At 52.5% G+C, this 26,795-nt stretch carries 23 protein-coding genes; 13 read left to right on the forward strand and 10 right to left on the reverse strand.

The window, feature by feature from the left end; all coding sequences use genetic code 11:
* Positions 1–34 precede the first annotated feature (34 nt).
* The 6 genes from LCM31_RS02420 to LCM31_RS16370 form a co-directional block, all read right to left on the reverse strand.
* Positions 35–817: a heme ABC transporter ATP-binding protein gene (locus LCM31_RS02420; protein ID WP_224867245.1), complete on the reverse strand. Its 783-nt coding sequence runs from the start codon at positions 815–817 to the stop codon at positions 35–37.
* 15 nt (positions 818–832) lie between these two features.
* Positions 833–1,918, reverse strand: coding sequence for a FecCD family ABC transporter permease (locus tag LCM31_RS02425; protein ID WP_224867247.1), 1,086 nt, complete (start codon positions 1,916–1,918; stop codon positions 833–835).
* A gap of 147 nt (positions 1,919–2,065) precedes the next feature.
* The gene (locus LCM31_RS02430) at positions 2,066–2,869 is read right to left on the reverse strand and encodes a heme/hemin ABC transporter substrate-binding protein (RefSeq protein ID WP_224867249.1); all 804 of its coding nucleotides are present in this window, start codon (positions 2,867–2,869) and stop codon (positions 2,066–2,068) included.
* 129 nt (positions 2,870–2,998) lie between these two features.
* On the reverse strand, positions 2,999–3,436 hold the full coding sequence (locus LCM31_RS02435; RefSeq protein WP_224867251.1) for an ExbD/TolR family protein: 438 nt from the start codon (positions 3,434–3,436) through the stop codon (positions 2,999–3,001).
* Positions 3,433–4,122, reverse strand: coding sequence for a MotA/TolQ/ExbB proton channel family protein (locus LCM31_RS02440; protein ID WP_224867253.1), 690 nt, complete (start codon positions 4,120–4,122; stop codon positions 3,433–3,435). Before LCM31_RS02440 ends, LCM31_RS02435 begins: the two co-directional genes overlap by 4 nt.
* Positions 4,123–4,198: 76 nt before the next feature.
* Entirely contained in the window at positions 4,199–4,897 is a 699-nt protein-coding gene (locus LCM31_RS16370; protein ID WP_224867255.1) for an energy transducer TonB, read from the reverse strand.
* 295 nt (positions 4,898–5,192) lie between these two features.
* Here LCM31_RS16370 and LCM31_RS02450 point away from each other — a divergent pair, with 295 nt between their 5' ends.
* From LCM31_RS02450 to LCM31_RS02465, 4 genes are all read left to right on the forward strand, one after another.
* Entirely contained in the window at positions 5,193–7,286 is a 2,094-nt protein-coding gene (locus LCM31_RS02450; RefSeq protein ID WP_224867257.1) for a TonB-dependent hemoglobin/transferrin/lactoferrin family receptor, read from the forward strand.
* A 306-nt stretch (positions 7,287–7,592) separates the two neighbouring features.
* Complete coding sequence (gene hutX / locus LCM31_RS02455) at positions 7,593–8,093, forward strand: heme utilization cystosolic carrier protein HutX (protein WP_224867259.1); 501 nt, start codon at positions 7,593–7,595, stop codon at positions 8,091–8,093.
* A 23-nt stretch (positions 8,094–8,116) separates the two neighbouring features.
* On the forward strand, positions 8,117–8,662 hold the full coding sequence (locus LCM31_RS02460; RefSeq protein WP_224867261.1) for a pyridoxamine 5'-phosphate oxidase family protein: 546 nt from the start codon (positions 8,117–8,119) through the stop codon (positions 8,660–8,662).
* Positions 8,663–8,849: 187 nt separating this feature from the next.
* Positions 8,850–9,422: a hemerythrin domain-containing protein gene (locus LCM31_RS02465; RefSeq protein WP_224867262.1), complete on the forward strand. Its 573-nt coding sequence runs from the start codon at positions 8,850–8,852 to the stop codon at positions 9,420–9,422.
* 16 nt (positions 9,423–9,438) lie between these two features.
* On the opposite strand, the gene fnr is transcribed toward LCM31_RS02465, so the two are convergent.
* The 4 genes from fnr to LCM31_RS02485 all read right to left on the reverse strand — a co-directional run bounded on the left by fnr (position 9,439) and on the right by LCM31_RS02485 (position 13,977).
* The gene (fnr, locus tag LCM31_RS02470; RefSeq protein WP_224867263.1) at positions 9,439–10,164 is read right to left on the reverse strand and encodes a fumarate/nitrate reduction transcriptional regulator Fnr; all 726 of its coding nucleotides are present in this window, start codon (positions 10,162–10,164) and stop codon (positions 9,439–9,441) included.
* A gap of 68 nt (positions 10,165–10,232) precedes the next feature.
* On the reverse strand, positions 10,233–11,678 hold the full coding sequence (hemN, locus tag LCM31_RS02475) for an oxygen-independent coproporphyrinogen III oxidase (RefSeq protein ID WP_224867264.1): 1,446 nt from the start codon (positions 11,676–11,678) through the stop codon (positions 10,233–10,235).
* A gap of 105 nt (positions 11,679–11,783) precedes the next feature.
* The gene (mmsB, locus tag LCM31_RS02480; RefSeq protein ID WP_404804028.1) at positions 11,784–12,689 is read right to left on the reverse strand and encodes a 3-hydroxyisobutyrate dehydrogenase; all 906 of its coding nucleotides are present in this window, start codon (positions 12,687–12,689) and stop codon (positions 11,784–11,786) included.
* A 259-nt stretch (positions 12,690–12,948) separates the two neighbouring features.
* On the reverse strand, positions 12,949–13,977 hold the full coding sequence (locus tag LCM31_RS02485) for an AraC family transcriptional regulator (RefSeq protein WP_224867266.1): 1,029 nt from the start codon (positions 13,975–13,977) through the stop codon (positions 12,949–12,951).
* Between the two features lie 157 nt (positions 13,978–14,134).
* Between LCM31_RS02485 and LCM31_RS02490 the strand changes: the two genes are divergently transcribed.
* The 9 genes from LCM31_RS02490 (at position 14,135) to LCM31_RS02530 (ending at position 26,760) form a co-directional block, all read left to right on the forward strand.
* Entirely contained in the window at positions 14,135–15,511 is a 1,377-nt protein-coding gene (locus tag LCM31_RS02490) for a glutamine synthetase family protein (RefSeq protein ID WP_224867267.1), read from the forward strand.
* A gap of 49 nt (positions 15,512–15,560) precedes the next feature.
* Positions 15,561–16,946 (forward strand): aldehyde dehydrogenase family protein, encoded by a 1,386-nt coding sequence (locus LCM31_RS02495; protein WP_224867268.1) that lies wholly within the window; start codon positions 15,561–15,563, stop codon positions 16,944–16,946.
* A gap of 15 nt (positions 16,947–16,961) precedes the next feature.
* Entirely contained in the window at positions 16,962–18,125 is a 1,164-nt protein-coding gene (locus LCM31_RS02500) for an iron-containing alcohol dehydrogenase (RefSeq protein WP_224867269.1), read from the forward strand.
* A 543-nt stretch (positions 18,126–18,668) separates the two neighbouring features.
* A complete protein-coding gene (locus LCM31_RS02505) occupies positions 18,669–21,110 on the forward strand; it encodes a TonB-dependent receptor (protein ID WP_224867271.1) in 2,442 nt (813 codons plus the stop codon).
* A gap of 95 nt (positions 21,111–21,205) precedes the next feature.
* The gene (locus tag LCM31_RS02510) at positions 21,206–22,654 is read left to right on the forward strand and encodes a flavin monoamine oxidase family protein (RefSeq protein WP_224867273.1); all 1,449 of its coding nucleotides are present in this window, start codon (positions 21,206–21,208) and stop codon (positions 22,652–22,654) included.
* 30 nt (positions 22,655–22,684) lie between these two features.
* Positions 22,685–23,077, forward strand: a complete 393-nt coding sequence (locus LCM31_RS02515; RefSeq protein WP_224868642.1) for a c-type cytochrome — start codon at positions 22,685–22,687, stop codon at positions 23,075–23,077.
* A 77-nt stretch (positions 23,078–23,154) separates the two neighbouring features.
* A complete protein-coding gene (locus tag LCM31_RS02520) occupies positions 23,155–23,655 on the forward strand; it encodes a hypothetical protein (protein WP_224867275.1) in 501 nt (166 codons plus the stop codon).
* Positions 23,656–23,722: 67 nt separating this feature from the next.
* On the forward strand, positions 23,723–25,174 hold the full coding sequence (locus tag LCM31_RS02525; RefSeq protein WP_224867276.1) for a coniferyl aldehyde dehydrogenase: 1,452 nt from the start codon (positions 23,723–23,725) through the stop codon (positions 25,172–25,174).
* Positions 25,175–25,188: 14 nt separating this feature from the next.
* Positions 25,189–26,760, forward strand: a complete 1,572-nt coding sequence (locus tag LCM31_RS02530) for an AMP-binding protein (protein ID WP_224867277.1) — start codon at positions 25,189–25,191, stop codon at positions 26,758–26,760.
* Positions 26,761–26,795: the final 35 nt, after the last annotated feature.

Raw genomic sequence — 26,795 nt, forward strand, 5'->3', positions numbered from 1 at the left:
TTTGGCGCCAACAGCCCCGCGCAATTACACGCTATTACAGCAGTGCGCTAAACCCGGTCAGGTCCACCAGCTGGCCACGGTAACCGTAAACCTGCTCGATCAAAGCCGGCTGCAGCAAGTCAGCGGGCGTGCCGTCGGCCTGGATACGGCCTTGTGCCAGCATCACCATGCGATCGGCATAGCGGGCAGCGAGGTTGAGGTCGTGGAGTACTGCGATCACCGCGGTCTTGTCATCGGCCACTTCCCGGGCCAGCGCCAGTACATCATGCTGGTGCTTGAGGTCGAGGGCGGAGGTGGGCTCATCCAGCAGCAGGATCTTTTCGTCGCCGGGGTCAGCGAGGCTGAGCTGCGACAGCACGCGGGCCAACTGCACCCGCTGCTTCTCCCCGCCAGACAGGCTGGGAAACAGGCGATCGCGCAGATGCCACACGTCGGCACACTGCATATAGTGCTGGATGCGGGTTTCCTGCTCGGCTCGCGACAGACTGCCGGGCCCAAGGCCGAGCTGCACGACTTCGCGGCAGGTAAACGCAAAATTCAGATTGGAGTGCTGTGCCAGCAGACCGTAGCGGCGTGCAAGGGCCCTGCGCGCCTTTTGAGAGCGGTACCAGTCAGCCTGAGGGCGGCCGAGCAGCTGAATATGCCCGGCGTAATCCAGTTCCCCGCTAATTGCGCGTAACAGTGACGTCTTGCCACTGCCATTGGGGCCGAGCAGCGCAGTCACTTCGCCACAATGGAAGTTCAGGGAGATATGTTCCAGCAGCGGCGATTCCGCGCGCGGGTAGCGAATCGAAAGATCTGAGATTTCTAACAACACGTTGACTCCTCCCCCTTAAACGATCTGGCGGCGCTGCTGCCACAGCAGGAACAGGAAGAAAGGTGCCCCGATAATGGCGGTGAGGATTCCCACCGGCAATTCCGCCGGCGCAAACACACTGCGTGCAATGGTATCCGCCACGGTCAGTAACAAACCGCCGAGCAGTGCGCTGTAGGGAATCAAAAAGCGGTGGTCCGGCCCGCGCAGCAGGCGCACGATATGTGGGACCACCAAGCCGACAAACCCGATGATGCCGGATACCGAAACCACAGCACCCACGGCGATGCCATTCAGCACAATGATCTGGCGCTTCAGGCCATGCACATCCACCCCCAGATGACGGGCCTCAGACTCTCCCAGCAACAGGGCGTTAAGATCGCCGGCGCGCAGCCAGAGCAGGACGCTACTGGCAATAAAGATACACCCGGTGACCAGCACCGAGGTCCAGCTAGCCCCTGCCAGCGAGCCCAGCTGCCACATGGTCATATCCCGCAGCGCGGTATCGGTCGCCACGTAGGCGAACATGCCAAGTACGGCTCCGGCCAGGGCAGAAACCGCAATACCGGCGAGCAGCATCATTACCACCGAGCGCCCGCGGTCACCCAGGACATACACCAGCCAGGTAGCCAGGATTGCACCCGCGCTGGCAAAAACCGGCAACAGGAACCACTGCACCTGTTCAAACAAAGTGCCCGCCCAAGAGCCGAAAGTATCGAAAGCACCGAGAGTACCGGCGAGCACACTGCCAAATACCAGCACAGTGCCCGCGCCCACCGCGGCGCCCGAGGAAACTCCGATAATGCCGGGCTCCGCCAGCGGGTTGCGGAACATGCCCTGCAACACCGCACCACACATACCCAGGGTGCCGCCCACAATCAGGCCAAGCAGCAACCTCGGCAGGCGGATCTCACCGAGAACCAGGGCGTACTGGTCCGGCACATCCAGGTCCAGAGCACCCGGCCAGCTCCAGTGCAGTAATCCTGCTACCACGTCTTGCCAGGTAATATGCATAGCACCCACCGCCAGAGAGAGGCCACTCCCCAGCAACAGCAGTGCGGTCAGCACTGGCAGCAGGCTTTTATCACTCAGGCGAAACTCCACAGGACAGATACCTCAATTCGATCATCTTCGCGCACACGGGCGCTGCCCGATGTCCGCCACTATACCTTCTATCAAGCCTTCCATCAGGCCTTATCACGGGCCTTATCCCAGGCCTTAGAACAGACTTGCGCTCGCTCCGGAGCAACCTTACCGGTCTACGGAAATCTTATCGTTCAGCTTTTTGGCCTCACGCAGGCTGGCCAGCCCCAGACCGCCCAGTAACGCGTAGCCATCCACCGCGAAAAATGCGGCTCGCTTTCCTGCCGGGGTAAGCTTGAGCAGCGGTTGCCACACCAGCAATTCAGCACCATCGCGCAACTGCTCCGCCTGATCATCCGAAAACAGAATCCAGTCCGGGCGCAATTCCACCAGTGCTTCGTCGGACAACTGCTTGTAACCGTCAAATGTCACGACATTCGTACCGCCGGCCAGCCGAATCAGGCTGTCCGGGCTGGTGCCGGTCCCAGCCGCCTTCAGGCCACGTCCACTCTGCGCACGCACAAACAGGATGCGCGGTCGTTGTGTTAGCGTCGCGCGCGCACGTGCCAAAGAAGCCAACTGCTCCTCGACACTTTGCGTAACCGCCTCTGCGGGCTTACCCAGCACCTCGCCCAGTCGCTGAATATTTTCCAGTAGCTGTTCGCCACTCTGCGCCTCAGGCAATTGCACGATTTCCACGCCGGAGTTCTCCAGCAAGGTCAACGTGTTTGCCGGCCCCATATGATTGCCCCCCACCAGCAATTGCGGATTCTGTGCCAGCAGGCCCTCGGCCGGCAGATGCCGGTAGTAACCAACCACCGGCAGCGGGCGAAAATCTGCCGGCAGACGCGTTGAGGAATCCACCGCGATGAGATTGTTACCGCCACCCAATGCAAGCACCAGTTCGGTAATGGAGTGTCCCGCGCTAATCACTCGCCCCGGTACCGCCAGGGCAACACTGCTGACGAGCATCAGTGCAGAAGCCCCGAACAAACGAGAGAGCGAGCGTTTCCATTTCCATCTCCAATTACAAGGTTTCGGAAAATTCATAGTGCAAATCCAGTCGAAAAATTCTTGTTCACCGTTTATCGAGGCCAGTATTTACGGCGCGCTCGGCGTAAGAGGCTGCAAGGCAATCTCAGCCACTTCCACGCCCTGCTTCTGCAGTAACGCAAACAGATCCAGCATCCGCTGCACCGGAACATTGCGGTCGGAGGCCAGCGCCACCGGCCGGTCCGGTTCCGCAGCCAACAGGATCATCAACGAGTGTTCGAATTCCGCGTGCGTACGGAACCCCTTGCCGTCAATACCCCAGAGTTCGGGGCCATCATTGGAGAGAGAAATCGTCAGTGGGTGTGCAGGCATGGCGGCGGCGTGTTCGCTGGCCGGCAAATCCATTGGCAGCGATGCCAGTCGTGTATTTGCGGTCAGCAGTAAAAACACCAGAACGATAAAAATAATATCCAGCAGCGGCGTCAGGTCCGGTGCCAGATTGGCCATGGAAAACTGCCGCGAATTTTCCGGGCTGATGCGAATCACGCGGCCGACTCCGCAATATTCACCACATCGCGCACGCAGGTATCCGGGGTTTTACAACACGGGTCCAGCCCTTCGAGCCACAGGTTGCCGCGGTTAAACAAATGCTCGAGGTCCGCCACCACCCGGTCGCTCCAGATGGCCAGCAGGTGTGCGCCGGCAATAGCCGGCAGCGCGACGATGAGGCCTGCGGCCGTTGTACTAAGAGCCATACCCAGCCCGTCGGCCAGTAGCGCTGGCGTCACCGGTTCGCTGCTGCCGGAAAGGCCGGCAAACATTCCGATCAGCCCGAGTACGGTACCGAGCAGCCCCATCAGGGGACTGATAATGCCGATCACCATTAACAGGCGAAGTCCGCTGTGCAAACGGCGGCGCTGGTCCTGCAGCCAGACTGCGGCGATCTCTTCCCGCTGGTTTTTTTCCACCTTGCGGTGCCGTAACAACAAAACGGTTGCCTGGCTCGCCAGCGCCCGTTCTGTTTCGCATTCCAGCGCGAGTCGGTCGAGACCACTCTCATCGGAACACTGCAAACGCTTGAAAGAACCACTAATCCCTCGGTGTCCGGTGGTCAACAAAAACCACAGGCGCTCCCCAAGAAGCGCCAGAGCCACCGCAGACACCACAAGCAAGGGCCAACGCATAAGGCCGAGCTGAATAAAAAAATCCGATAGGGAGAGGTGCTCGAACATTTCGATCTCAAAAATTTCCGTGGCCCGATTTATTTACCAGCGTTTTTTCGCAGGTGTTTTTCACAACAGGTTGTTCTTAGAGAGCAAACCGTATCGGCAGCTGCACACGCGACACGCGCGCGTGCCCCCCCTCCCGATAGGGAAGAAAATTCCACCCGGCAACGGCTTTCAGGGCCGCCTCGTCCAGACTGGCCACGCCCGAGGATTTCAGTAAGCGACGCACCACCTGAGCACCAGCCTGATCCAGCTGTACCTCCACCACCACCGTGCCCTGTTGTCGGCGTTTACGCGCCAGCTCTGGGTAGACCGGGCCACCGGGTGGGCTGGCAAAAGCCGGGCGTTCGACCAACACCGGCTCATCACTCACACTCTGTTGCATGCTTTTCGGGGCACTCGCCACATCCTGTGCGTTCGTTTCCACTGCAACCTGAGGTTGCGCTACTTTCGACTCGCTCCTTTGCGGCGCCGGTTTGGTAGTGGGCTTTTGCGGCGTAGGCTTTTTCACTGGCTTGGGCTTGGCAACCGGCTCAGGTTTTACCGGCTTTGGCCTAGGTTCTGGTTTAGTCGCCACCGGTTTCACCGACTTCGGCTTTAGCGGTACTGGCGCCTCTACCGCCTTCTGTGCAGCCGGGGCAGCCGTCAGTTTGAGCTGGCCAAGCTTTAGTGCCGTGGTTCCTGAGGGCGCCAGATGGCCATCAACAGCGGGCGCAGCCCACAGCAGCCATGCATGCAGTGCAAACGAGCAGGACACCATAATCAGCAGGCGGTGTTTCACTCTTTATCTCCGTCCTCGAAGCTCGTTGTGCGTCAACTTGATTGTGCCCAGATAAAACGATCCGACTCGGTCCACTACAGGAAAAATAGCGGCGCCCCTGCCTGTCACTGCCGCGCAGAGTAGCAACTTAAAATCATTTACGCAAATACGAATCATTAGTATTTACATTAAGCACACCATCCCCTAGCATGCTCCGCACCCGTACTTACCCAGCGAATACTTTCTGGGAACGGCGGCTGCGGCACCTTACTCAGTGCCGACTACCAAGGAACGTCATATACAAAGGGGCATGTTCATGGATCGCATCAAATCACTTCGCATCCACCCTCTCACCGCGGCCGTTCTGGCCCTGACCGCCAGCACCGCGGCAGCAGAGGAAGGCAACGCAGATCAACCGATTATTCAGTTTCACGAAGTACTGGTTGCCGCGGATCGCAACCCGGCAGCCAAGGAGAAAGACGAGCGCATTCTTGTGGTTGAACGCACTCAGCTGGAAGAGCAGCAGCCCGAGTCCATTGCCCAGGCCCTGAAGTACGCGCCCAATATCGAAGTCGTCGGTGGTCCGCGCTACTCCAACCAGTCGCCGAACATTCGCGGCCTGTCTGATACCCGCGTCCTGCAGACCATTGACGGCGCGCGCCAGAACTTCAGCTCCGGCCACCGCGGCACTTACCAGCTGGCCCCGGAATTACTGAAGCAGGTAGAAGTGAAGAAGGGCCCGGCTTCCAGCCTGTGGGGCTCAGGCGCGATTGGCGGTATTGTGGCGATGTCCACCAAGAGCACGTCCGACCTGCTGAGCGGTAACGACACCTTTGGTGGTTATGTGAAAGAAGAGCTCGGCACCAACGGCAACTCCACCGAAACCACGGTTGCCGCCTATGGCCTTTACGGTGACTTTGACTACCTGATAAACGCATCCGTATCCGAAAACGACAACGTGGAGATCGGCAGTGGCGAGGAGCTGGCAGACAGTGCTGGCGAGAACACTGCGCTGCTGGCCCGCGGCGGCTTCAAAATCAGCGACAACCAGCGTGTCGATATCTCTTTCCGTCACAACAACCGCGACGAGGCGGTGCCATCCAATCCGAACGCCAACGTTGGCACCAGCTCCCCACTGGTTGAGCGCGACATCACCGACCAGAACGTGACCGCCAACTACTGGGTTCAGGCAGGAAACAGCAAACGTACCGACGGTGCCGCCCGCCATACAACAAAAGTTACGGTTTACCGCAACGACACCCAGTTTGAAGAATTCCGCCCGACTCAGGGTGACTCCTCTCTAGGTACCTTGGGCCAAAACGACAATACCGAAGTCACCACGACCGGTATCGCGATCAACAATGCCACCGAAGGCTTCGGCGCTCAGTGGGTTTACGGCCTCGACTGGTATCAGGACGATATCACCACCGTGCGCGATGGTGACAACCGTCCCGAAAACATGAACGCAGACAGCGACGTGCTTGGTGTTTATGCGCAGGCTGCATTCAATTTTGGCGACAAGGTTACCCTAACCCCGGGGGTGCGCTACGACCGCTTTGAAGCCGAAAGCCAACAACTTGCTGACTCTGCACGCAACGACAGTGCGGTATCCCCCTCTCTCTCCGCAGAAGTCAAAGCCGCGGAATGGCTGTCCTTGACCGCCAGCTACGCCACCGCATTCCGTGCGCCTGGGGTTGAAGAGATGTACACCCAGGGCACCCACTTTGCCTACGGCGACTTCAGCTTTATGGGCCTGGGTTTCCTTGCCAATACTTTTATCCCCAACCCGGATCTTGAAGCAGAAGAAGCCAGGAATGCTGAGCTGCGCGCCGACATGGCTTTCAGCAACCTGGCTGCCGAAGGCGACCAGCTGACCGCCAGTGCTGCGATATTCCGCAACAAAGTGGATAACTTTATCGAACAGGTGGTGATCAACCCGCACTTCATGCTCGGTTTCCCCATGAACACGACTTATCTGAATGTGGATAAAGCCGAACTGAAAGGTTTCGAGCTGGGTGTGAACTATCTGGTAAGCGATCTTGAGTTGGGTATGAACTATGGTCAAACCGAGGGCAAAGACCTGTCTGACGATAGCTATCTGAGTAACATCCCGGCGGATAAAGTGGTATTGGATGTGGGCCACTACTTCCTACAGCGCGACCTGAAAGCGGGCTTCCGTACCACGTTCATTTCTGCGCAGGAACAATTGCCAGAAGAAGAGACCCGCGAGTTTGGCAAGTACAACCTGACCGACGCTTACGTCACTTGGGAGCCAGCCACCGGAAGCCTGAATGGTCTCAAGCTGGGCCTCGCTGTGGATAACCTGACCGATGAAGAATACCGGGTAGCCTTCCAGGAACTGTATATGCCGGGCCGCAACATTAAGCTATCCGCAAGCTACCGCTTCTAATCGACAACTTAAAGGCCCTGAGCCAGCACGAACGAGCGACCTCCGCGGGTAATAACTTGGCAAACGATTGCCGATAGGTTGTTTGACAAGTTATTACCCGTGGAGGTCGCGACCCTCGAAGCCCGGGAGCCCGGAAGCCCGGAAGCCCGGAAGCCCGGAAGCCCGGAAGCCCGGAAACCCGGTACTTCGTAGCCCGCCGAATCTGCGGTGGCCATTGCGCAAACAACCTGTCGGCAATCGTTTGCGCAATGGCCACCCCAGCTTCGGCTAGTTCGGTAATTACGGATTAATTTTTTGGTGTTGCTTATGCATGACAAGGTACAAGAGCTGCTTGCGAGTGAAGATGGATTCACTTTGGAGCAGATGGCAAACAAACTCGAAACCAGTGTGCGGGAAATCATCGTCAATCTTCCACAGGAAATGGCTTCACTGGCTGGCAGTGAAGATGTGTGGGGCCTGATCGAAGAATTGCCCAGTTGGGGCAAGGTGACTGCAATTATGCAAAACGAAGGATCGGTATTCGAATTCAAAGGTGAATTCCCCAAGGGCAGTATTGCACACGGTTACTTCAACTTCATGCACCACAAGAATCCCTTCCATGGCCACTTGCTGGTTGACGGCATTGTGGAAATTGCGTTTGTCAGCAAACCGCACCGCGGGACCGAAAGCCACTCCATGGTGTTTTTGGCACCCAGTGGCAACTGCGTATTTAAAGTATTTCTGGGCCGCGACGCTGAGCGCAAACTGATCCCGGAACAGGTAGAACGATTCAAACAATTGAAGCAGCTGGCCAGCGTCAGTGTTTAGTTTTTCTCAGGGGAGATACGGATATGACCGAACAAAATAACCCAGCACCAAAAACCGACGAAGGCGCTGATCTGGTAGCCGAAGTACGCGACTTTATCGCCACCCGTAAGCTGCTGAATCTGGCGAGTCTGGCAGAAGATGGCCAACCGCACGCGAGCACCGCTCCTTTCCTCGCCGCCGATGGCAATTTCTACCTGTACGTGTCTGACCTGTCCGAGCACGCCGCCAACCTGAAAGCGAACAGCAAGGCGTCTGTGATTTTTAATGCGGATGAGGCCGACACCAAGCAAGCGTTTGCTCGGCTGCGCGTTACCTTCAACGTTGCCGCCAGCCTGATTGAGCGCGATGGCGAAGCCTGGCAGAACCGCATCGCGCAGCTGCGCGAAAAGTTCGGCCCGGTAATGGACCATCTGAAAGATTTGGAAGACTTTAATCTGTTCGAGTTGAAGCCGAGCGCAGGCCTTTACGTAAAAGGTTTTGGCCGAGCCTACGCTCTGGAAGGCCTGGAAAAGCAGGTTGCGCTGCACCTGAAAGACGGCCACAAAGAAAAGAAAAGCAACGCAGCCTAGATTGGTCAAAAAACACACAGAACAGTGCGCTTCAGGCCTCCGGGGCGCCCTACTCTACCCAGCCTCCCCCAAATCCCCCCGTCACCACGCACCGACTTGATCCACATCAAATTCTATTTTCTGTAGCGGGCAACAATAGTCCTATTGGAACTTTCCATTAGAACTAAGGCATGCGCTATGGAGATGCATGATGCACAAGATCTACCAGCAGCTCTGCTGCGACCACAAACAAATGCAGCAACTGCTCGATGCATTTGAGGGCTTACTGGAGCAACTGGGCAAACAGGACAGGGACCCCGCCACCCTGCCGCTTATTCTGGAAGCACTGGACTACTTTTCCGTCTACCCCGACCAGTGGCATCACCCGATCGAGGACCTGGTGTTTGAGCAACTGCTGGGCAAAACGGTGGATGTGCGCGATGTGATCGACAAAACCCTGCGCGAGCATAACCAAATCGCCGATGCGACCCGCAAGATGGGCCAGCTGTTTTATGCGGTGGCAAATGACGCAGCGGTAGAAAGAGAGCAGCTGTTCAGCGCCGCACAGGAATACATTGTGCTGCAGCGGAAACACATGCAAAGGGAAAACGAAATTTTGCTACCGCTGGTGGCAGATCTGCTGACACAGGAAGATTGGGATTGTATCCAGGACAAGATTCACCAGCGCCAGAGTGCGCACTTTAACGCTGGTGTGAAGCGACTCTACCAGGCAGTCTACAAGGATGTAGCCAACACTGTGCCGCTGGAAGCAACCGCTTAACAACGCTCGCGAATCATCAACTTTCGTAACTGCAATGGGTGCCCGCCAGTTCGCTGAGAGCAATCGGATCCAGGATGGTGACGGAGCGCCCCTGCACGCGAATCAATTCCTGTTTTTGAAAACGGGAAAGCAGGCGACTCACGGTCTCGGCAGTCAGACCAAGATAATTTGCGATATCAATCCGCTGCATGGACAGCACGAACTCACTGGCGGAATAACCGCGTCGCGAATAACGGCTGGAGATATTCACCAGCAAGGCTGCCAGCCGGCTATCCGCCGAGCGCTTGCCCAGTAACAACAGCGCTTCATTTTCCTGCTTTAACTCTTCAGAAAAAATACTGTAGATCTGCTTCTGCAATGCCGGCACTTGCTGGGCGAGCCCCTCCAGTTGCGTAAACGGCAATACGCACACGCTGCTTTCCTCGAGCGCCTCGGCATACCCCGGGTGCATACCACCACTGTAGGCATCCAGGCCAAGCAGCTCACCGGGCAGCGCAAAATGCGTAACCTGGGTATCGCCATCGGCACCAATCACCGCGGACTTGAAACTGCCAGAACGGATCGCATACAGGCTGTCGAAGGGGTCGCCGGCACGGAACAGAGTTTCTCCGGCGCGCACGACTTTCTTCTTGCGGGTGACCTGTTCCAGGCGCTCAATATCGCCATCACTCAAACCCACCGGCAGGCATAACCGGCGTACGGAGCAATTGCTACAGCTGACAGCAGGGGACGTTTTCTTCATCGGACTATCGATTCACCAAGCGTACGTTTGATCCATGTCGTTGTTTGAATTGTATCCATTCACCGCCCCTAAAGCACCCGCGAATAGCGCGCAGCCGTCTTGGCACCGTGCAAATAGGAATCAAAGGCGGCAGCTGCATTGCGCAGGAACCAGCGCCCACGCTCGGTGACGAAAAGGTCATCCTTCGTCTGGCCCAGTAAACCGTCATCAAACATCGGCTGCAGGCGGCTGAGCTCCGCGCCAAAACCGGCAGCGAATGGCAGCCCGGTACGCCGCTCAACCTCGCGCTTGTCGATACTCAGGTGGCACATCAATTCCATGATCAGCCACTGGCGCAAACGGTCGTCATCGGAGAGCTGCCAGCCGCGCGAGATCGCCTCGCCGCGTTCACTTATCGCGGCCGCATACTGTTTGAGGCTGTGCTGGTTCTGCCAGTAGCCATCCTTGCTGTAGCTGATCGCGGAGGCTCCCAGCCCCACCAATGCATCCGCAGGCATCAGCGTATAGCCCTGGAAATTACGTGCGAGGCGTCCCTCAGCTGCCGCCTGTGAGAGCGCATCCTCCGGGCGCGCAAAATGGTCCATGCCGAGGAATACATAATCGGCTTCTGCCAGCCGACGAGTGGCGGCCAGCTGCATGGCAATTTTTTCGGAGGGCGCGGGCATCAGGTCGGAATCGATCAGGCGCTGGGACTTAAAGCGCTCCGGCAGGTGCGCATAGTGGTAAAGCGCGATTCGGTCGGGCGCCAGGTCGAGCACTGTATCCACGGTCTTCTCCAGACTCGCTACATCCTGACCGGGCAGGCCATAAATGAGGTCATAGGAGATGGACCCAAAGCCCTTGGCACGGGCACCTTCGGTTAGCGCGCGCACCTGCTCCACACTGCATACCCGGTTAATCGCACGTTGCACGTCCGGGTTAAAGTCCTGAATACCCAGGCTCAGGCGGTTAAACCCGAGTTCACGCAAGGTATCCAGCGTTTCGATTTCCAGTGTGCGAGGGTCTGCCTCGATGCTGTATTCCACATCGTCATCAATGCGCAGGTCGAAGATCTCTCCGAGCCCCGCCATTAAGCGACGCAGATCGCCATCATTAAGAAAAGTAGGCGTGCCCCCACCCAGATGCAACTGTACCACCGGCGCTCGTGCTACCCGATCGCGGTACCACTGTGCCTCCTTCAAGACATTCTCCAGGTAATGCGAGGCCAGCCCATATTGCTGGGTAATTACCTTATTGCAGGCGCAGAAGTAACAGAGAGAACGACAAAACGGGATGTGTACATAAAGCGACAGCGTTTCTACGTCTTTCAGCGCTTGCCACGGTTGTATCGCGCCGCCATCTCGCCCGCCTCCCTGCTCACCTCGCTCCAGGGCAACAAAGCGATCGGCAGTGGGGTAGGAGGTATAGCGAGGACAGGGGCCTGCGTATCGTGACAACAACTCCGCCGACAGGCGTTGGTCACAGGCGTGGGGAATACGGCCTTCGCTATCAGCGGTATCGACGTTATTGACCATCTGAGGGGTACCTCTGATCCTGGCTTACGCGGTGGAAAGTCAGGCAGCGTACCCGCCGGTCTGCCCCCAACAATTGACCTAGATCAAGCGCCGAAGGCTTTGATCTCAGTCACCTACCGGGCGCCGGAACAGATTTTGAATAGAAGAGAAGTCCAGCGCGCTGTTCACCGCATCGCCGCCGTGCAGCTGATAGAGGTTTTTTGCCAGCGCGCCAAGCGGGGTCGATGAGGCACTCCCCGCCGCGGTATCCATGGCGAGCCCCAGATCCTTCAACATCAGCGCCACCGAAAAGCCGCCGGTGTAATCGCGGCTCGCCGGCACCCCCTCCATCACCCCGGGGTAAGGATTGTACTTTTCCAGAGACCAGTTGCCGCCGGAGCTCGCGCGCATGATCTCGGAAAGCACCGCGGGATCGAGACCGTTATCCACACCTAGCTGTAGTGCTTCGGCGGTACCAATCATGTGGATTGCCAGCAGCATGTTATTGCAGATTTTTGCCACCTGCCCGCTGCCAGCGGGGCCGGCATGAAAAATATTCGAGCCCATAGCCTCGAGCACCGGGCGGGCAGACGCAACCGTCCCCGCTTCCCCACCACACATAAATGACAGCGTGCCGGCCGCAGCTGCGGCAGTGCCACCAGAAACCGGCGCATCCACCGCTCCAATTCCGCGCTCACCCGCCGCGGCGATAACCTGACGCGCGTCGTTGGCAGAGATAGTGGAGCAGTCGATAAGCAGTACTTCCTGGCGCATCGCCTGGATCAAACCATGTACGCCGAGATACAACGTCCGCACCGCTTCGCCACTTGGCAGCATGGATACCACGGCATCGGCATTTTCAATTGCCGCGAGCGCGCTCTCGGCTTTGACACAGCCATTGGCGACGGCGCTTTCCAGCATCACTTCGGACAGGTCAAACGCGGTTACGCGAAAACCACTTTTGGCGAGGTTGGCCGCCATGGGGCCGCCCATATTGCCGAGACCAATAAACGCTATCGTCTTCATCCGCATCCACCTTTTTTCATTATTTTTGCTTTAGCCATCGCTGCCCTTTCGCCACGCGAAAGCGTGGCCTTCACACTGAAAAAGACAGGCCAATTACTTCCAAAGATACGCCTGGTCGCTGGTAAATTCATCCTTCTCTGGACAGAAAACCCATTGGTGCCCCTTGGCAATTCCCCGATAGCACTACGCCCCTGCACGGCAGGATGCACCCTATTCGGACCCAGCATAAATCTATACGCGGCGGTAAAGGCCAAGCGATCACCCCTTATGAATCAAAGAATCTATCTCTATACTCCATTGGTGAATAACCAGTACTTTTCTTAAAAGCACGATAGAAAGCGCTCGCCTCCGAATAGCCAAGCTGAACCGCTATATCATCAACAAAGCAACTCGTCTCTGACAAGGTCTTCTTGGCAATCTCCATCGTTACTTCATTTTTCAATTCTCGAAAGGAGGTACTTCTATCACTCAACCATCTAGTAAGACTTCGACGCGACATAAAAAGTTGCTGGGCAACATAAACCGCATTGCAATTTTCTGAACCAAGATTTTGCGCTATAAAGTGCTTTGTTCTCGACAAGACATCCCTTTCCCTTTGAATCTGCCGGTAAAGCTCCTCGGTGTGACTCCTTAGAACTTCCAAAAGATATGGATCACCATTGCTAATCTTGGCCTTCAGCTCATCAGCTCTAATCCATACAGCAGCAACATGACTTGAAAACGAGATATCTTTGCCAAACACCTGCTTGTATCGCGAGACATCCCGAGGCCTCTTGAACGGGAACAGCACCCGAACTGGGCACCAATCATCCCCTAAGTGCGAACGAAAGAATTTAACCAATAGTGCCGTACTCATGACCACTTCTTGTGTCACGTCCACATTCGGCATATGTGTAGGAATATACTCAATTACGCTCTCTTCATCTGATCGAGAAAAGAAGTTTACAGAGAGCTCTTTAGATACCGTTTGAGCATAGCGGGCCAGGCACTCACAACACTCTTGTAGAGTCGAAACATGATAGGCCAATGCAGCGCCACCACCAAAATAGGACATATCCACCTCGCCGAGCAAATCAAGCGCGAGGCTTTCGTTATCAAGCCTAGTTGCGAGCCAATTAAATAGCGCCATGTAGCTCAGCATGGGGAGTTTTTTCCATTCCGGCTCTGGCGCCGCATCCGGCACAAGAACCTCACGCATCTCCGCGGTCGTTATGCCGCAACTCAACGCATAATCAACCAGCCACTGTGACCGCAGGTGTGCGCTTTTATCTGGGTAAGGCACCAACGTCTTCATACGCCGCCTACTTTAATCGTAAAAAAGTATCATTCCAAATATGGCCTCAAATGTCACCCTTATCGATCTCTCAATTTGTTAACTTTCACGTCAACGCTTCTCCCAAGCCGGTGAATTGAACAAAGTCACATGAAATGCATTACTAAAAGCCAGAACTATGCTTGACCCAAAAAATGTAAAATCCATTGCTGATGCGCGGGCCATTATTGAGCAGCGAGGAATCACACATGTGAAAGTTGGCCTCTTTGATACTGATGGAGTAATGCGCGGGAAGTACATGAGCAGCCATAAGTTTCTATCCTCGCTCGAACACGGGTTCGCTTTTTGCGATGTCACACTAGGATGGGACTCAAACGACCAGCTATATGAAAACAAAAATGTAACCTTTACAGGCTGGCATACTGGCTATCCCGATGCACCAGTGCGAGTGATTCCGGAGAGTTGCCGACAGATACCATTCGAACCGGAGACGCTCCTCTTTCTTTGTGAATTTGACGGTAGAGCATCAGAACTTTGCCCGCGTAATCTACTAAAGAGAATCATCCAGAAGGCGAGTAAAATGGGCTTCGAGCCATTTGCAGCTTTTGAGTATGAATTTTTCCTATTCAACGAGACCCCCCTTAGCGCTCGCGAAAAGAGGTACAACAATCTCCAGCCATTTACACAGGGAAATTTTGGCTACTCTATGATCAGAAACTCTGTGCATTCTGACATATATGAAGAACTGTTTGCGCTAAGTAATAGCATGGACTTTCCAATTGAGGGCCTTCATACAGAAACCGGCCCTGGCGTGTTAGAGGCTGCGCTGGCAGTAGATACAGCTGTATCTGCAGCTGACAAAGCTGCGCTGTTCAAAACATATATTAAGGTATGGGCACAACGGATCGGAAAAATGGCCACCTTCATGGCCAAATGGTCAAATAAATTTCCTGGCCAATCCGGCCATATACACATGTCACTGCGTCACAAAGATGGACGATCCGCTTTCTACGACCCGAAGCAGCCACACAACATGAGTGATCTGCAGCGGCACTTCGTTGCCGGCTTGCAAAAGCTAATGCCTGAGTTTCTGTCCATGCTGGCACAGACGGTGAACTCATACTCTCGCCTGGTCCCTGGATTCTGGGCACCGACAGCATCCACCTGGGGATGTGAAAATCGTACAACTGCACTACGAGTCATTCCCGGTTCAGATAAGGCACAGCGTGTAGAATTTCGGCTTGGTTCAGCCGACGCAAACCCTTACATCGCACTAGCTGCAACATTAGCAGCGGGATTGTATGGCATTGAAAAGAAACTTGAGCCTAGCCTAGAGGTGAAGGGAAATGCATATGAGCAAAAACATCCAGACCACCTTGCACTACCCCAGACTTTGGCGGAAGCGGCGCGCGCACTGAGAAGCTCTGCTGCTGCGAAATCTCTATTTGGCGAGCAATTTGTCAATCACTTCTCCGCCAGTAGAGAGTGGGAATTTTCAGAATTTTGCAGGCATGTTACTGACTGGGAAAGATCACGCTACTTTGAAATCATCTAGCGGTTAGATTTCTATTAACTAGCAATCTATCCTCAGCAGGCAGATATCTATGACGTCTATCCAGAAAACAATCTCTCCCGTCGATAACTCCGTCTACGTTCAGCGCCAACAAGCAACTATGAAGGAGATTACCCACGCGGTGTCAACAGCAGGGGCTGCCCAAGCCGAATGGAATACTGTTCCCTTGGCCAAACGGCAGGATTTGTGCAGCGCTGCCATTTCTTCACTTCTTGAGAATAAAAGCGCTATCGCAGAAGAATTATGCTGGCAAATAGGACGACCAATACGACAGTCAGAGGGTGAAATCCGCGGAGTTGCCGAGAGAGCGAGGTATATGATTGATGTCGCTCCAGAAGCTTTATCGACAATATACCCCACCTCTAAGAACGGCTATAAGCGATATATTCGTCGTGAGGCGGTAGGCACTGTGCTAGTAATTGCGCCGTGGAATTACCCCTATCTCACGGCGATAAATGCAATTATACCAGCGCTACTCGCTGGAAATTCTGTACTTCTAAAGCACTCAGCACAGACGCCTATATGTGCGGAACGTCTATTTCAGGCGTTCGAATCAGCGGGACTGCCAAAGGGAGTCTTCCAGTATCTTCATCTAAGCCATCAGCACACTGAATCACTCATTGCAGATCCCGGCGTCGACTATGTCGCGTTTACGGGGTCAGTTGAAGGCGGTGAAATCGTAGAGAAAGCTGCTGCCGGACGCTTTATTGGTGTCGGTCTCGAGCTCGGAGGCAAAGATCCTGCGTATGTGCGCGCAGATGCAGACCTAGACCATGCAGCCGCTACTATCGTGGAAGGAGCATTTTTCAATTCCGGGCAGTCCTGCTGTGGAATCGAGCGAGTCTATTTACACGAGTCTATCCACGACAATTTTATAGAAAAAGCTGTCGAAATTGTAAAAGGCTATAAGCTCGGTCGCCCCGATGAATCCGATACGACATTAGGACCGGTTGTGCGTTCTTCCTCCGCAGAATACATTCGACGTCAAATCAAAGATGCTCTCGAAAAAGGGGGGGTCGCACAAATTAATCCGGATGAATTTCCCTTAAATGCTGATGGATCACCGTACCTGGCACCGCAAATAGTCACAAACGCCAATCACACCATGCGCCTCATGACTGAAGAATCCTTCGGGCCAGTCATAGGGGTTCAAAAAGTTGCAAACGATAGCGAGGCCATCCGGCTAATGAACGACAGTGACTTTGGGCTTACTGCGTCGATTTTTACCTGCGACACCGAGGAAGCCGAATCACTTGGTAAAAAGCTTCAGGTTGGCACCTTCTATGTAAATCAATGTGACTACCTCGACCCCGCGCTGGCTTGGTCTGGAGTCAAACGGTCAGGACGAGGATGTACTCTATCAAAACTCGGCTATTCATCTCTAACACGACCAAAGTCATTCAACATAAAGATCTAGTGGCGGCAAAACAAAATGACCGATTTCATGGCGAACTGGACCTATCCTAATAACATCTACGCTGGCGCCGGCCGTATAAAGGAGCTGGCGGGTCTGTGCCAGCAGCTAGATATGAAAGCGCCACTTTTTGTTACTGACCCAAACATGTTGAAACTGCCAATAGTTGCTCAAGCACTTTCTTCATGTCGGAAGATGGGAATCAAATGTAAAGTTTTTTCTGAGATACAGGCAAACCCAAATGGAGAAAACGTAATCTCCGGAGCCGCAGCTTACCAAGATGGCGGGCATGACGGGGTGATTGCCTTTGGTGGCGGAGCCGCACTGGATGCCGGCAAAGCGATAGCGTTATTGTCTCGCCAAACACGTCCTCTATGGGACTTTGAGGACGATGGCGACAATTGGCAGCGAGCAAGTGCAAACGATATACCACCGATTATTGCCGTACCGACAACTGCCGGCACAGGATCCGAAGTTGGCCGCGCAGCGGTCATTACGCGAGAAACTGAAGACATAAAAAAGATCATTTTCCACCCGGCAATACTTCCAAAAGCCGTAATCCTTGACCCAACACTTACGATCGGATTACCTCCTCACATAACCGCTGCAACAGGTATGGATGCGCTGTCCCATAATCTAGAGGCATTATGTGCACCCAGTTATCACCCAATGGCCGACGGCATAGCGATGGAAGGTATACGGATTATCAAGGAATATCTGGCACGAGCCTTCACGGACGGCAGTGATATCGAAGCCAGAACTCAAATGCTTGTGGCATCCAGCATGGGAGCTACAGCGTTCCAAAAGGGGCTTGGGGGAATGCACGCAATGTCGCATTCCCTAGGTGCGCTCTATAGCCTACACCATGGCCTACTGAATGCTATTTTGATGCCTTACATTCTACGAGCGAACCAAACAGCGATCGCCACAAAGATTGTCCGGCTATCACGATATCTAGGCTTGGCAGATCAATCCTTCGAAGGGTTCTTCAATTGGGTCTTACAGCTACGAAAGAATCTCCAGATCCCCCATACACTTTCGGAAATCGGACTGGATGACATAGATGCTGAAAAAATCGGGCTTATGTCTAAAAGAGATTCTTGTGCATCTGGAAATCCGATTGACCTGTCCCCGAAGCAGTATAGAGACGTATTTTTGGATGCCCTTGAGGGAAAGCTCTAGGATCCCAAAGAGCAAACCCACATACTCGGATATTTTTTGATTTACGCGGAAGAACTGGAAAGCCAGATCAATACTACAAGCATGGGCTTCGCCACTTGATCCGATCTCACTTAGATTCCTCTCACGAAAGAGCGGAGAATCTATGTGAGTTTTTCCTGCAGTTCGTGTCTCACTCTGCACCTTCGAAAAACCCTCTTTATCCAATTGCAGAGTATATGCACCATCGAAGCCTGGAACTTTTCCAGTTGGCTATTTCACGGGATTTCGGCAATCGCCTGCCTAAAAATTACTCGACATGTTGATCGTTCAAGTCATAGGTAGCCAAGTTATTTCTTACAGTGGACTCTAGGGAGAAGAGGAAGAATATGGAATGCGCGTAGGCCACCAGCGATAGATTCCAAATAAACAGCTTGGCCTTTACTGATAGAAATCTGACCTTAAATGTCACCCGCAAGTCGTATGTTGAGTTATACGATTTGATAGCTCAAAGATTCACCAAAGCTTATACGCGATCCCATATTTTAATAAAAAGGCGAGATGGTCATGACGCAACGTTTTCGGAAGTTTACAGACAATATTATTTCAAGATCCGTGATTTGTGCGATTACTGGCATAGGTACGGCAGTGGCACAGGAACACGAAGACAGCGAACCTCAGGGGAAGACTCATTCATTCGAGGAAGTTATCGTCACCGCCCAGAAGCGAGAGCAAAGTATCCAAGATGTGCCGATGTCAATATCAGCCCTCAGCTCGTCCGATATGGAGGGATTGAAACTCCGATCAAGCATAGAAATCGCATCACAGGTTCCTAATATGCAGATTTCCACGCCCTATGGTGACGGGTTTCCAATTATCTCGCTTCGTGGCGTAAGTATGAATGACTTTTCGCTTAACCAGTCTAGTCCGGTAGCCGTGTATGTAGATGAGGTATTTAAGGGAAACCCCGCGCTCCAGGGGGTGCAATTATTTGACCTGGAGCGAATTGAGGTTCTTCGAGGTCCTCAGGGTACGCTTTACGGAAAAAATGCAACTGGGGGGGCCGTTAACTTCGTCACCAGGAAGGCAGGAGCAGATACGGAAAAATACCTCAGCTTTGGACTTGGCAGCTACAACCGAAGAGAAGTACAGGGTGCATACCAGTCAGAGATTCTTGAAGATACCCTTGCCATTCGATTGGCAGGAACCAGGACAGTCGAGGATGGCTGGATGGAGAATAAGGTGCCAGGGATAGACGATGCTGGCGCCGTCGATGAATGGGGTAGCCGCATCTCCCTCGCTTTTACGCCAACAGAATCTCTGCATGCAGACCTGCGAGTTTCTTCGAGTCGCTCGGAGCCTGTTAACTACGGAATCATCGCAGAGGCCGGACAATTTGGTGCAGGAAATGGCTTTTATGAACTGTTTGACGCACTGGGTCAGGCAATTGGTGGGACCAATGGTGGCTCAGACTCATCATATATCCGACATGGTCTAGATGACTTTGAAACTGAGTCAAATAGTGATGCGAAGCGCAAGATCGGCACGGACTCAGCTTCCCTAACGATTAACTGGGACATCAGCTCGGTCTTGACCCTCACCGCCATATCATCTTGGGATGAGGGTACGTTTTTCGTACCTGAGGATGCAGACGGCAGTCCATTACGGATTTTAGAGAGCGACTTCACGTCGAGTGCGGATCAAGTAGCTCAGGATCTTCGTATCACATCGGCCTTTGAAGGCCCATTCAATTTCATTTCAGGACTATACCTGTCCAATGAAATAACCAACGTTGCAACGACCACACGGCTATACAACGATCTTGATGTAAACCAGGATGGCGATCTGAACAGCTTTGACTGTCTCGACCCGGTTATGTACGCCTTTGGAGCTGGCGGCAATGGAAATACAACGGATAACGCTGACCTGCTGAATGGGATATTGCCTTCCCTCGGGCTCGGAATTTCCGGGCTCGGCGACTTCGCCATCCTAGGCTGTCAAGTTAATAATAACTTCGAGCAAGACCGCCGCAGTCGTGCGGCATATTTTGACGGCACCTACGATCTTTCTGACGCGTTGACCATGCGCTTCGGGGTTCGGTACACGGATGACACAAGCGATCTGAACGACATGGAAGCTCGACTTCTTGATAACACGGGAGCTGACCTAACCCCCTATATCGGAATGACAATTCCCACTATGTCAACAAGTAATGACGATCAAGAATGGTCTGGAAAAATAGGTCTCGACTATACAACAAAAGGCGACTCACTCATTTTCGCCAACTATAGCAAAGGCTACCGGTCAGGCGCCTACAATGCGCAAGCATTCCTGAGTCCGTCTGAAGTCAATTACGTAGCTCCAGAAACACTATATGCCCTAGAGGTTGGATTCAAATCAACTCTGCTCGACGGTGCCGCACAAGTGAGTGGGGCGGCTTTCCACTATGACTATGACAACCAACAGTTCCTTAACATCGACACCGAGACGCTTGCGCAAAGCCTGATCAATATAGAAAGCTCAACGATCCGTGGAATGGAAATCGAGATCTCCGCCTTTCCCACCGATACGCTGCGAATCAGTGGAGGCCTGGGCATCATCGACGCGGAGGTCGCGCAGGGTACGCTAAGTGGCATCGAGCTGGCGGGAAAGAAATTGGTTTCAGCTCCAGAAGTCAACGCCAATTTTTCTGCAGACTACTTTTACGCAGTCGGAGATGAGGGAACCGTTACCTTCCATATTGATGGTAGCTACGTCGACGATCTGTATTTCGATATCTTTAACTCAGAAAGTATCAAACAGGATGCCTATTGGCTGACCAATGCCAGAATTTCATATGATCCCGGCACTACCGAGAATGACCTATCAATCTCAGTATGGGCAAAAAATCTTCGCAATGAACGTTACAGCAACCTGTCTCTCGACCTTCAGGAAACATTCGGTATGAATTACCACAATATTGGGTCCCCATTCATGATGGGTCTAGAGGTGAGCTGGAGCTTTCAATAGCCTTAAATAACTCATAAGGGCCTTCATGCGCAAACGAATGAGACGACGTCTCACATGAGCGCATGATGGGCCCACACCATTCTCGCGAGGTACGCATGTCAAAAAAATTAATTTCGAGTCGAAAAGACTCAGGCCTAGGGCAAAAAAATCGAAGAGAATTCCTCAAAGCAACTGGGATATTGGCAGTCAGCGGAACGGTCTCAGCATCGCAAATTAAAGAAGCACCACAAGATAAAAAGTCTTGCACACCAGGGTGCGATTACGATGTTGTTATTATTGGAGGCGGCTTTGCTGGCGTTACCGCAAGTCGGGACTGCGTCGAGAACGGCTACAAAACACTTCTACTGGAAGCACGAAATCGTCTCGGGGGCCGGACATTTTCATCTGAACTTGACGGGAACCAAATAGAACTTGGCGGAGCCTGGATTCACCATTCGCAGCCCTTCGTTTGGGCTGAAAAAGAGCGCTATTCCATGGAGGTTGACGAAACTCCAGGTGCGATGCCTGACTATATGATTACGATCGAGAATGGCAAGCAGAAAATCCTCAATGCCGAAGAAGTCGGCGTCGTGTTAGAAGCATTCCAAAGATACCTAAGCGATAGCCGAACTGTCATTCCACGCCCCTATGAGCTTATGTTTAATGGTGAACTAGCCATCGCGGCAGATAAACAATCTGCGCGAACCCGGCTGGACGAGTTCGACTTCCCAAAATACGCCTACGACATGATTGATGGTTATCTCGGTGCGGCTGGTGGTTCGACTCCGGACAATATGTCATACCTTGAGGCACTACGATGTACAGAACTGTCCGGCGGTAGCTTTACGACTTACATGGATGCCGGTGGTCGCTTCAAGCTTCGCGATGGCACCCAGGCACTAATTGAAAATATGCTAAATGATGCCCGCCCGGAAATACGCTTGTCGACGCCCGTAAAAGAAATTGTGGACCTAACATCCCAGGTTCGAGTGACTACTGCGCGCGGCGAATCTGTTACCGCGGCAGCGGTCATCGTTGCACTCCCCATGAACGTTTTGCCTTCATTAGATTTTAGCCCCCCGTTAGATTCCAAGCTGCTTCAGGCAACAAAGGAAGGGCATGCAGGTAAGGGCTACAAGCAATATATAAAGGTTCGCGGTAATCATGGGAATCTCTTCGGCGCCGCATCCTCTAAAAACCCGTATAGCGTTATTGGCACATTCCAAGAGGGCGACGGCTATACGATCATTGTGGCTTTTGGAGCGGATACAACGTTTGACCCCTATGACGATAGGGCCGTTCAAAGCGCCCTTTCGGCATTCATACCAGATGTCGAGGTTATTTCGAGTACGTTCTATGACTGGCAGTTAGACCCCTACTCAAAAGGTACCTACTGCAACTACGCTCCCAAGTGGATGACGAAATATGACGAGGTGTTTGCCAGAGATAATGGCCGCATTCTTTTCGCACAAGGAGATCACGGAGAAGGTTGGCGCGGCTACATTGATGGCGCTATAGGCGCAGGCCTGAAATCTGCGCAGCGCGTCAAGAATCTTATCGGATAACCCCATCTTTCCTTCGAGGTTCAATTTGTGATGTTCATAAAAAACCAAATTATATTGAGCTTTTTGCTACTTATTCCGGAATTATCATTCGCTGAAAGCAGCATTGATATTGGAGAGAGAATTTTCAAGAGCAAGTGTTCAGCATGTCACTCTCTAAAACAGGGAGATCATATGATGGGCCCCAGCCTCCACGGTGTTGTCGGTCGACAAGCTGGCACAACCGGGGACTTTGATTTCTCTCTGGCCATGGAGCAGTCCAATATCATATGGAGCGACCGGACACTCAATCAGTTTATGGAAAATCCGATGGACTTGATAAGTGGCACAACCATGCCATTTGGCGGAATCAGAAATTCAGCCGACAGGTCGTCTTTGGTTGACTTTTTAAGTTTTAGATCAAAGCGTGACCGAACCGACAAGTAAACGCAAAGAGAACTCTGGATCAATTGCGACCGAAGATACTCTACCCCATCATACAACTGAACAAGAAATATACGACCATGCATTTACAATCAGAATTTGAAACGGGCTTCAAGGAAGAGGTATCCAATCGGACTTACGCACATCTCGTCACAAAAAAGTTACTTTCCAGAACTTCAAGCAGTGAAATGGGGATTTTTTGGAGAGCCTATCATCAGCTGGAGGAATTCCAAGCACCGCTGTACTCAAACATCTGCAAAAGATGGGGAATTGATAAAAGTGTTGGGCTTTCACAAAAGATAAAGTCGTCGCTTATTGCCTGCGCCCCACGATTTCTTTTCTCCGGCATGCTTGTTTCCACAAAGAAGGCAACCGAAGAGTATGTCGACACATTGAAGTCGCTTGCGAAAATAGGTCCAAAATCCGACAAGTGGTTTTTGGACTATATGGTTGCACAGGAGTCACTTCAAGTCCATATGTTGAATCTAGCCATTGAAAAGAGATATACCGAAGCCTCGGCGGAGGTATCTACTTTTATCAAAGAACATCAATTTCTGATTGAAGCATCTGATGAGTATTAGGCTTCTCGGATTCTGCGATATTTGAGTTTATTTAACTACGCTAGGTTAGCAATGATCAGGCAAAAAGATGACCGCCTCAAAAACACAAAGACATCCCAACAGTTCGCTTTGCCCGGAATTAGATTCGCAATTTTACCTGCAGAAGAATAGCTTCCTTGAGTCGGAGCCGGAAACGCTGAGTGAGCGAAAATCGCATCTCAGAACGCTCAAGGAGATACTGATCGAAAATCATACTGAAATATTTTCGGCGATTAGTCGGGACTTTGGTAATCGATCTATCCACGAGAGTCTATTGGCAGAGTACATAACGGTTATAGGTAATCTGAACAGCACCATTAGGAACCTAAAACGATGGATGAAGCCGGAGCGCCGACATGTTGAATTAACGATGTACGCAGGGGCAAAGAACTGGGTGATACCGCAGCCACTTGGGGTCGTTGGTGTCATCGTTCCATGGAATTTCCCGGTCAACCAGATATTTACTCAATTGGCCTCCATTTTTGCTGCTGGCAACCGTGCAATGGTAAAAATGTCTGAAAAATCGACTCATCTAAGCGCGCTGCTTATATCGATAGTTGAGCGATATTTCCCCAGGGAGAAGCTGAGCATACATGCGGAGTCAGGCAGGACCGGTACGGATTTCGCCCAACTTCCATTCGACCATCTGATATTTACCGGATCTAGTGATACGGGAAGAAAGGTTATGGCTTCAGCCTCCGCTAACTTGACGCCGGTCACACTGGAACTCGGAGGTAAGTGTCCAGCGATTATCGCTACTGACTACCCTCTTAAAAAGGCGGTAGAGAGAATCCTGTTCGCGAAGCAATTTAATGGTGGTCAAATATGTACCTCGGTGGATTACGTATTCGTGCACCACAGTAAGCTCCAAGAATTTATTGCGTTGTCGCGGTCATGGGTAGAGAAATCGATACCCGATATTAATAGCACCGACTATACATCGATCATCGATCAAGCGGCATTCACCCGAATCGAGGAGACGGTAGAAGATGCGAAAGATAAGGGTGCACGGATTCTGCCCTTGACGGCCCAGAGTCCTAATGCCTTATCCCGAAAATATCCCCTCACACTGATACTGGACACTACGGAGGATATGATAATCCGTAGAAAAGAGACATTCGGACCGTTATTAATGGTCTTACCCTATGACACGCCTCAGGAGGTGGTTGGCTACATTAATAGGAGAGATCGGCCTCTAGCCATCTATCCATTTAGTAACGACAAACAGCTCACTCAACGTTACATAGGCCAGATCATGTCTGGAGGAGTGACGGTCAATGATGCCCTCTATCATGTCGGCCAGCACGATCTGCCTTTCGGCGGCGTGGGCGCAAGCGGTATGGGGCACTACCATGGCCGCGAAGGTTTTTTGAATTTTTCGAAACTTCGCCCAATCATGGAACAGGCTTCTATTACGGCCGGCGGGCTATTGTCGCCGCCTTATTCTACGGGCCCAGCGGATAAAATATTGAGATTCCTGAGCCAATTTCTGGCGAGATAATAATTGGAAAAAAAATGAATAGCGTTGAGTTTATTAACCAATACCGTAACCTAGCGGATCTTATCGAAAGCAACCTCACTAAATATGCTGAAAGTCCGGCATTCAGCTGCCTCGGCCATACAGTCACATATAGGGAGGTCGATAATGCTTCTCGCGCCTTTGCGTGCTACCTACAGCACAAGCTAAAGCTAAACGCTGGAGACAGAATCGCCATTCAGCTACCGAACCTCATCCAGTATCCAATTGCCATGTATGGCGCCTTGCGAGCCGGCCTCGTTATTGTCAATACCAACCCGTTATACACATCACGAGAAATGCTGCATCAATTCAACGACTCTGGTGCAAAGGCGATCGTTATCCTTGACGATCTATTAGACAAATACAGTGACATTCAGGGTGATCTTGCCATTAATCATGTCATTGTGACGGGTATCAGTGACTTGCTCACAGACGAGCGCCCGGGATATCAATGCGATAGTTTCGTCAGCTTCAATCAAGCTTTATCTGAGGGGGCATCTTTCGAACTGTCCCCATCCAAGGCATCGCTCGAAGACGTTTGCGTTCTTCAATACACAGGCGGAACAACCGGGGTTTCCAAAGGCGCTGCATTAACGCACTATTCGATTGGGTGCAATTTGTACCAGACACTCCAACCCCTGGCGCCGTTATTTCGGGAGCAACGGGAGATTCTTGCATGCCCTCTTCCACTCTACCATATCTACGCTTTTTCCCTCGCGATGCTGATGCAGCCCTCGAAAGGAAATCTTGTCGTACTTATCCCCAATGCCAGGGATCTGCAGGCAGTTATTTCCCAGCTTTCAGCGTTCAGGATTACTGTGTTCGCTGGGCTAAATACATTGTTTGTCGGCCTGGGACGACATCCCGACTTCCGACGGCTAGATTTCTCTCAGATGATGTACTCGCTCTCGGCTGGAACGGCCTTAACCGAGGCTGCTAATTCACTATGGCGTGAGGTAACGGGCAGTATTATCTGTGAGGGATACGGGTTGTCAGAAACCTCTCCGGTATTAACCGTTAATGATCCGAGCGGTGCCGAATTCGGCACGGTTGGAAGGCCTGTTCAAGATACAGAAATACAGTTTTGGGATAGTAATGATCAACCCGTTGCAGAGGGAGAGCGCGGCCAAATTGTTGCACGAGGCCCTCAAAATATGCATGGATACTGGAACATGCCCGAGGAGACAGCCAAGGTAATGAAGAACGGATTTTTCAAAACAGGAGATATCGGTGTTTGCCTGCCTGACGGTCGCATTAAAATAGTTGATCGCTTAAAAGACATGATCATCGTATCAGGTTTCAACGTGTTTCCTAATGAAATCGAATCGGTGTTAACACAGCACCCAGTAATTTTGGAAGCGGCCGTGATTGGCGAACCCGATAGTAAGACGGGGGAAAGGGTTAGCGCCTATATTACAGTATCTGACTTTGTCGACCCGCTGGATGTAACTGAATTTTGCCGTAAATACCTAACTGCTTATAAAGTACCAAAGCAGGTCTCTATTGTGGAATCTCTCCCAAAATCATCTGTAGGAAAAATTTTGAGACGTGAACTAAGGGCAACGTGATTATTGGGGGAAATAGCGCTAGCCACGAGTTACTC

Origin of the sequence: Microbulbifer agarilyticus, from assembly GCF_020171345.1 — a bacterium.
Lineage (GTDB): Bacteria > Pseudomonadota > Gammaproteobacteria > Pseudomonadales > Cellvibrionaceae > Microbulbifer > Microbulbifer agarilyticus_D.

Coding starts and splice junctions, on each gene's coding strand:
- LCM31_RS02430 (WP_224867249.1), bottom strand. CDS start 2,869: ATGCTCGTCAGCAGTGTTGCCCTGGCGGTACCGGGGCGAGTGATTAGC.
- LCM31_RS02440 (WP_224867253.1), bottom strand. CDS start 4,122: ATGTTCGAGCACCTCTCCCTATCGGATTTTTTTATTCAGCTCGGCCTT.
- LCM31_RS02450 (WP_224867257.1), top strand. CDS start 5,193: ATGGATCGCATCAAATCACTTCGCATCCACCCTCTCACCGCGGCCGTT.
- hutX (WP_224867259.1), top strand. CDS start 7,593: ATGCATGACAAGGTACAAGAGCTGCTTGCGAGTGAAGATGGATTCACT.
- LCM31_RS02460 (WP_224867261.1), top strand. CDS start 8,117: ATGACCGAACAAAATAACCCAGCACCAAAAACCGACGAAGGCGCTGAT.
- LCM31_RS02465 (WP_224867262.1), top strand. CDS start 8,850: ATGATGCACAAGATCTACCAGCAGCTCTGCTGCGACCACAAACAAATG.
- fnr (WP_224867263.1), bottom strand. CDS start 10,164: ATGAAGAAAACGTCCCCTGCTGTCAGCTGTAGCAATTGCTCCGTACGC.
- hemN (WP_224867264.1), bottom strand. CDS start 11,678: ATGGTCAATAACGTCGATACCGCTGATAGCGAAGGCCGTATTCCCCAC.
- mmsB (WP_404804028.1), bottom strand. CDS start 12,689: ATGCGGATGAAGACGATAGCGTTTATTGGTCTCGGCAATATGGGCGGC.
- LCM31_RS02485 (WP_224867266.1), bottom strand. CDS start 13,977: ATGAAGACGTTGGTGCCTTACCCAGATAAAAGCGCACACCTGCGGTCA.
- LCM31_RS02490 (WP_224867267.1), top strand. CDS start 14,135: ATGCTTGACCCAAAAAATGTAAAATCCATTGCTGATGCGCGGGCCATT.
- LCM31_RS02495 (WP_224867268.1), top strand. CDS start 15,561: ATGACGTCTATCCAGAAAACAATCTCTCCCGTCGATAACTCCGTCTAC.
- LCM31_RS02500 (WP_224867269.1), top strand. CDS start 16,962: ATGACCGATTTCATGGCGAACTGGACCTATCCTAATAACATCTACGCT.
- LCM31_RS02505 (WP_224867271.1), top strand. CDS start 18,669: ATGACGCAACGTTTTCGGAAGTTTACAGACAATATTATTTCAAGATCC.
- LCM31_RS02510 (WP_224867273.1), top strand. CDS start 21,206: ATGTCAAAAAAATTAATTTCGAGTCGAAAAGACTCAGGCCTAGGGCAA.
- LCM31_RS02515 (WP_224868642.1), top strand. CDS start 22,685: ATGTTCATAAAAAACCAAATTATATTGAGCTTTTTGCTACTTATTCCG.
- LCM31_RS02520 (WP_224867275.1), top strand. CDS start 23,155: ATGCATTTACAATCAGAATTTGAAACGGGCTTCAAGGAAGAGGTATCC.
- LCM31_RS02525 (WP_224867276.1), top strand. CDS start 23,723: ATGACCGCCTCAAAAACACAAAGACATCCCAACAGTTCGCTTTGCCCG.
- LCM31_RS02530 (WP_224867277.1), top strand. CDS start 25,189: ATGAATAGCGTTGAGTTTATTAACCAATACCGTAACCTAGCGGATCTT.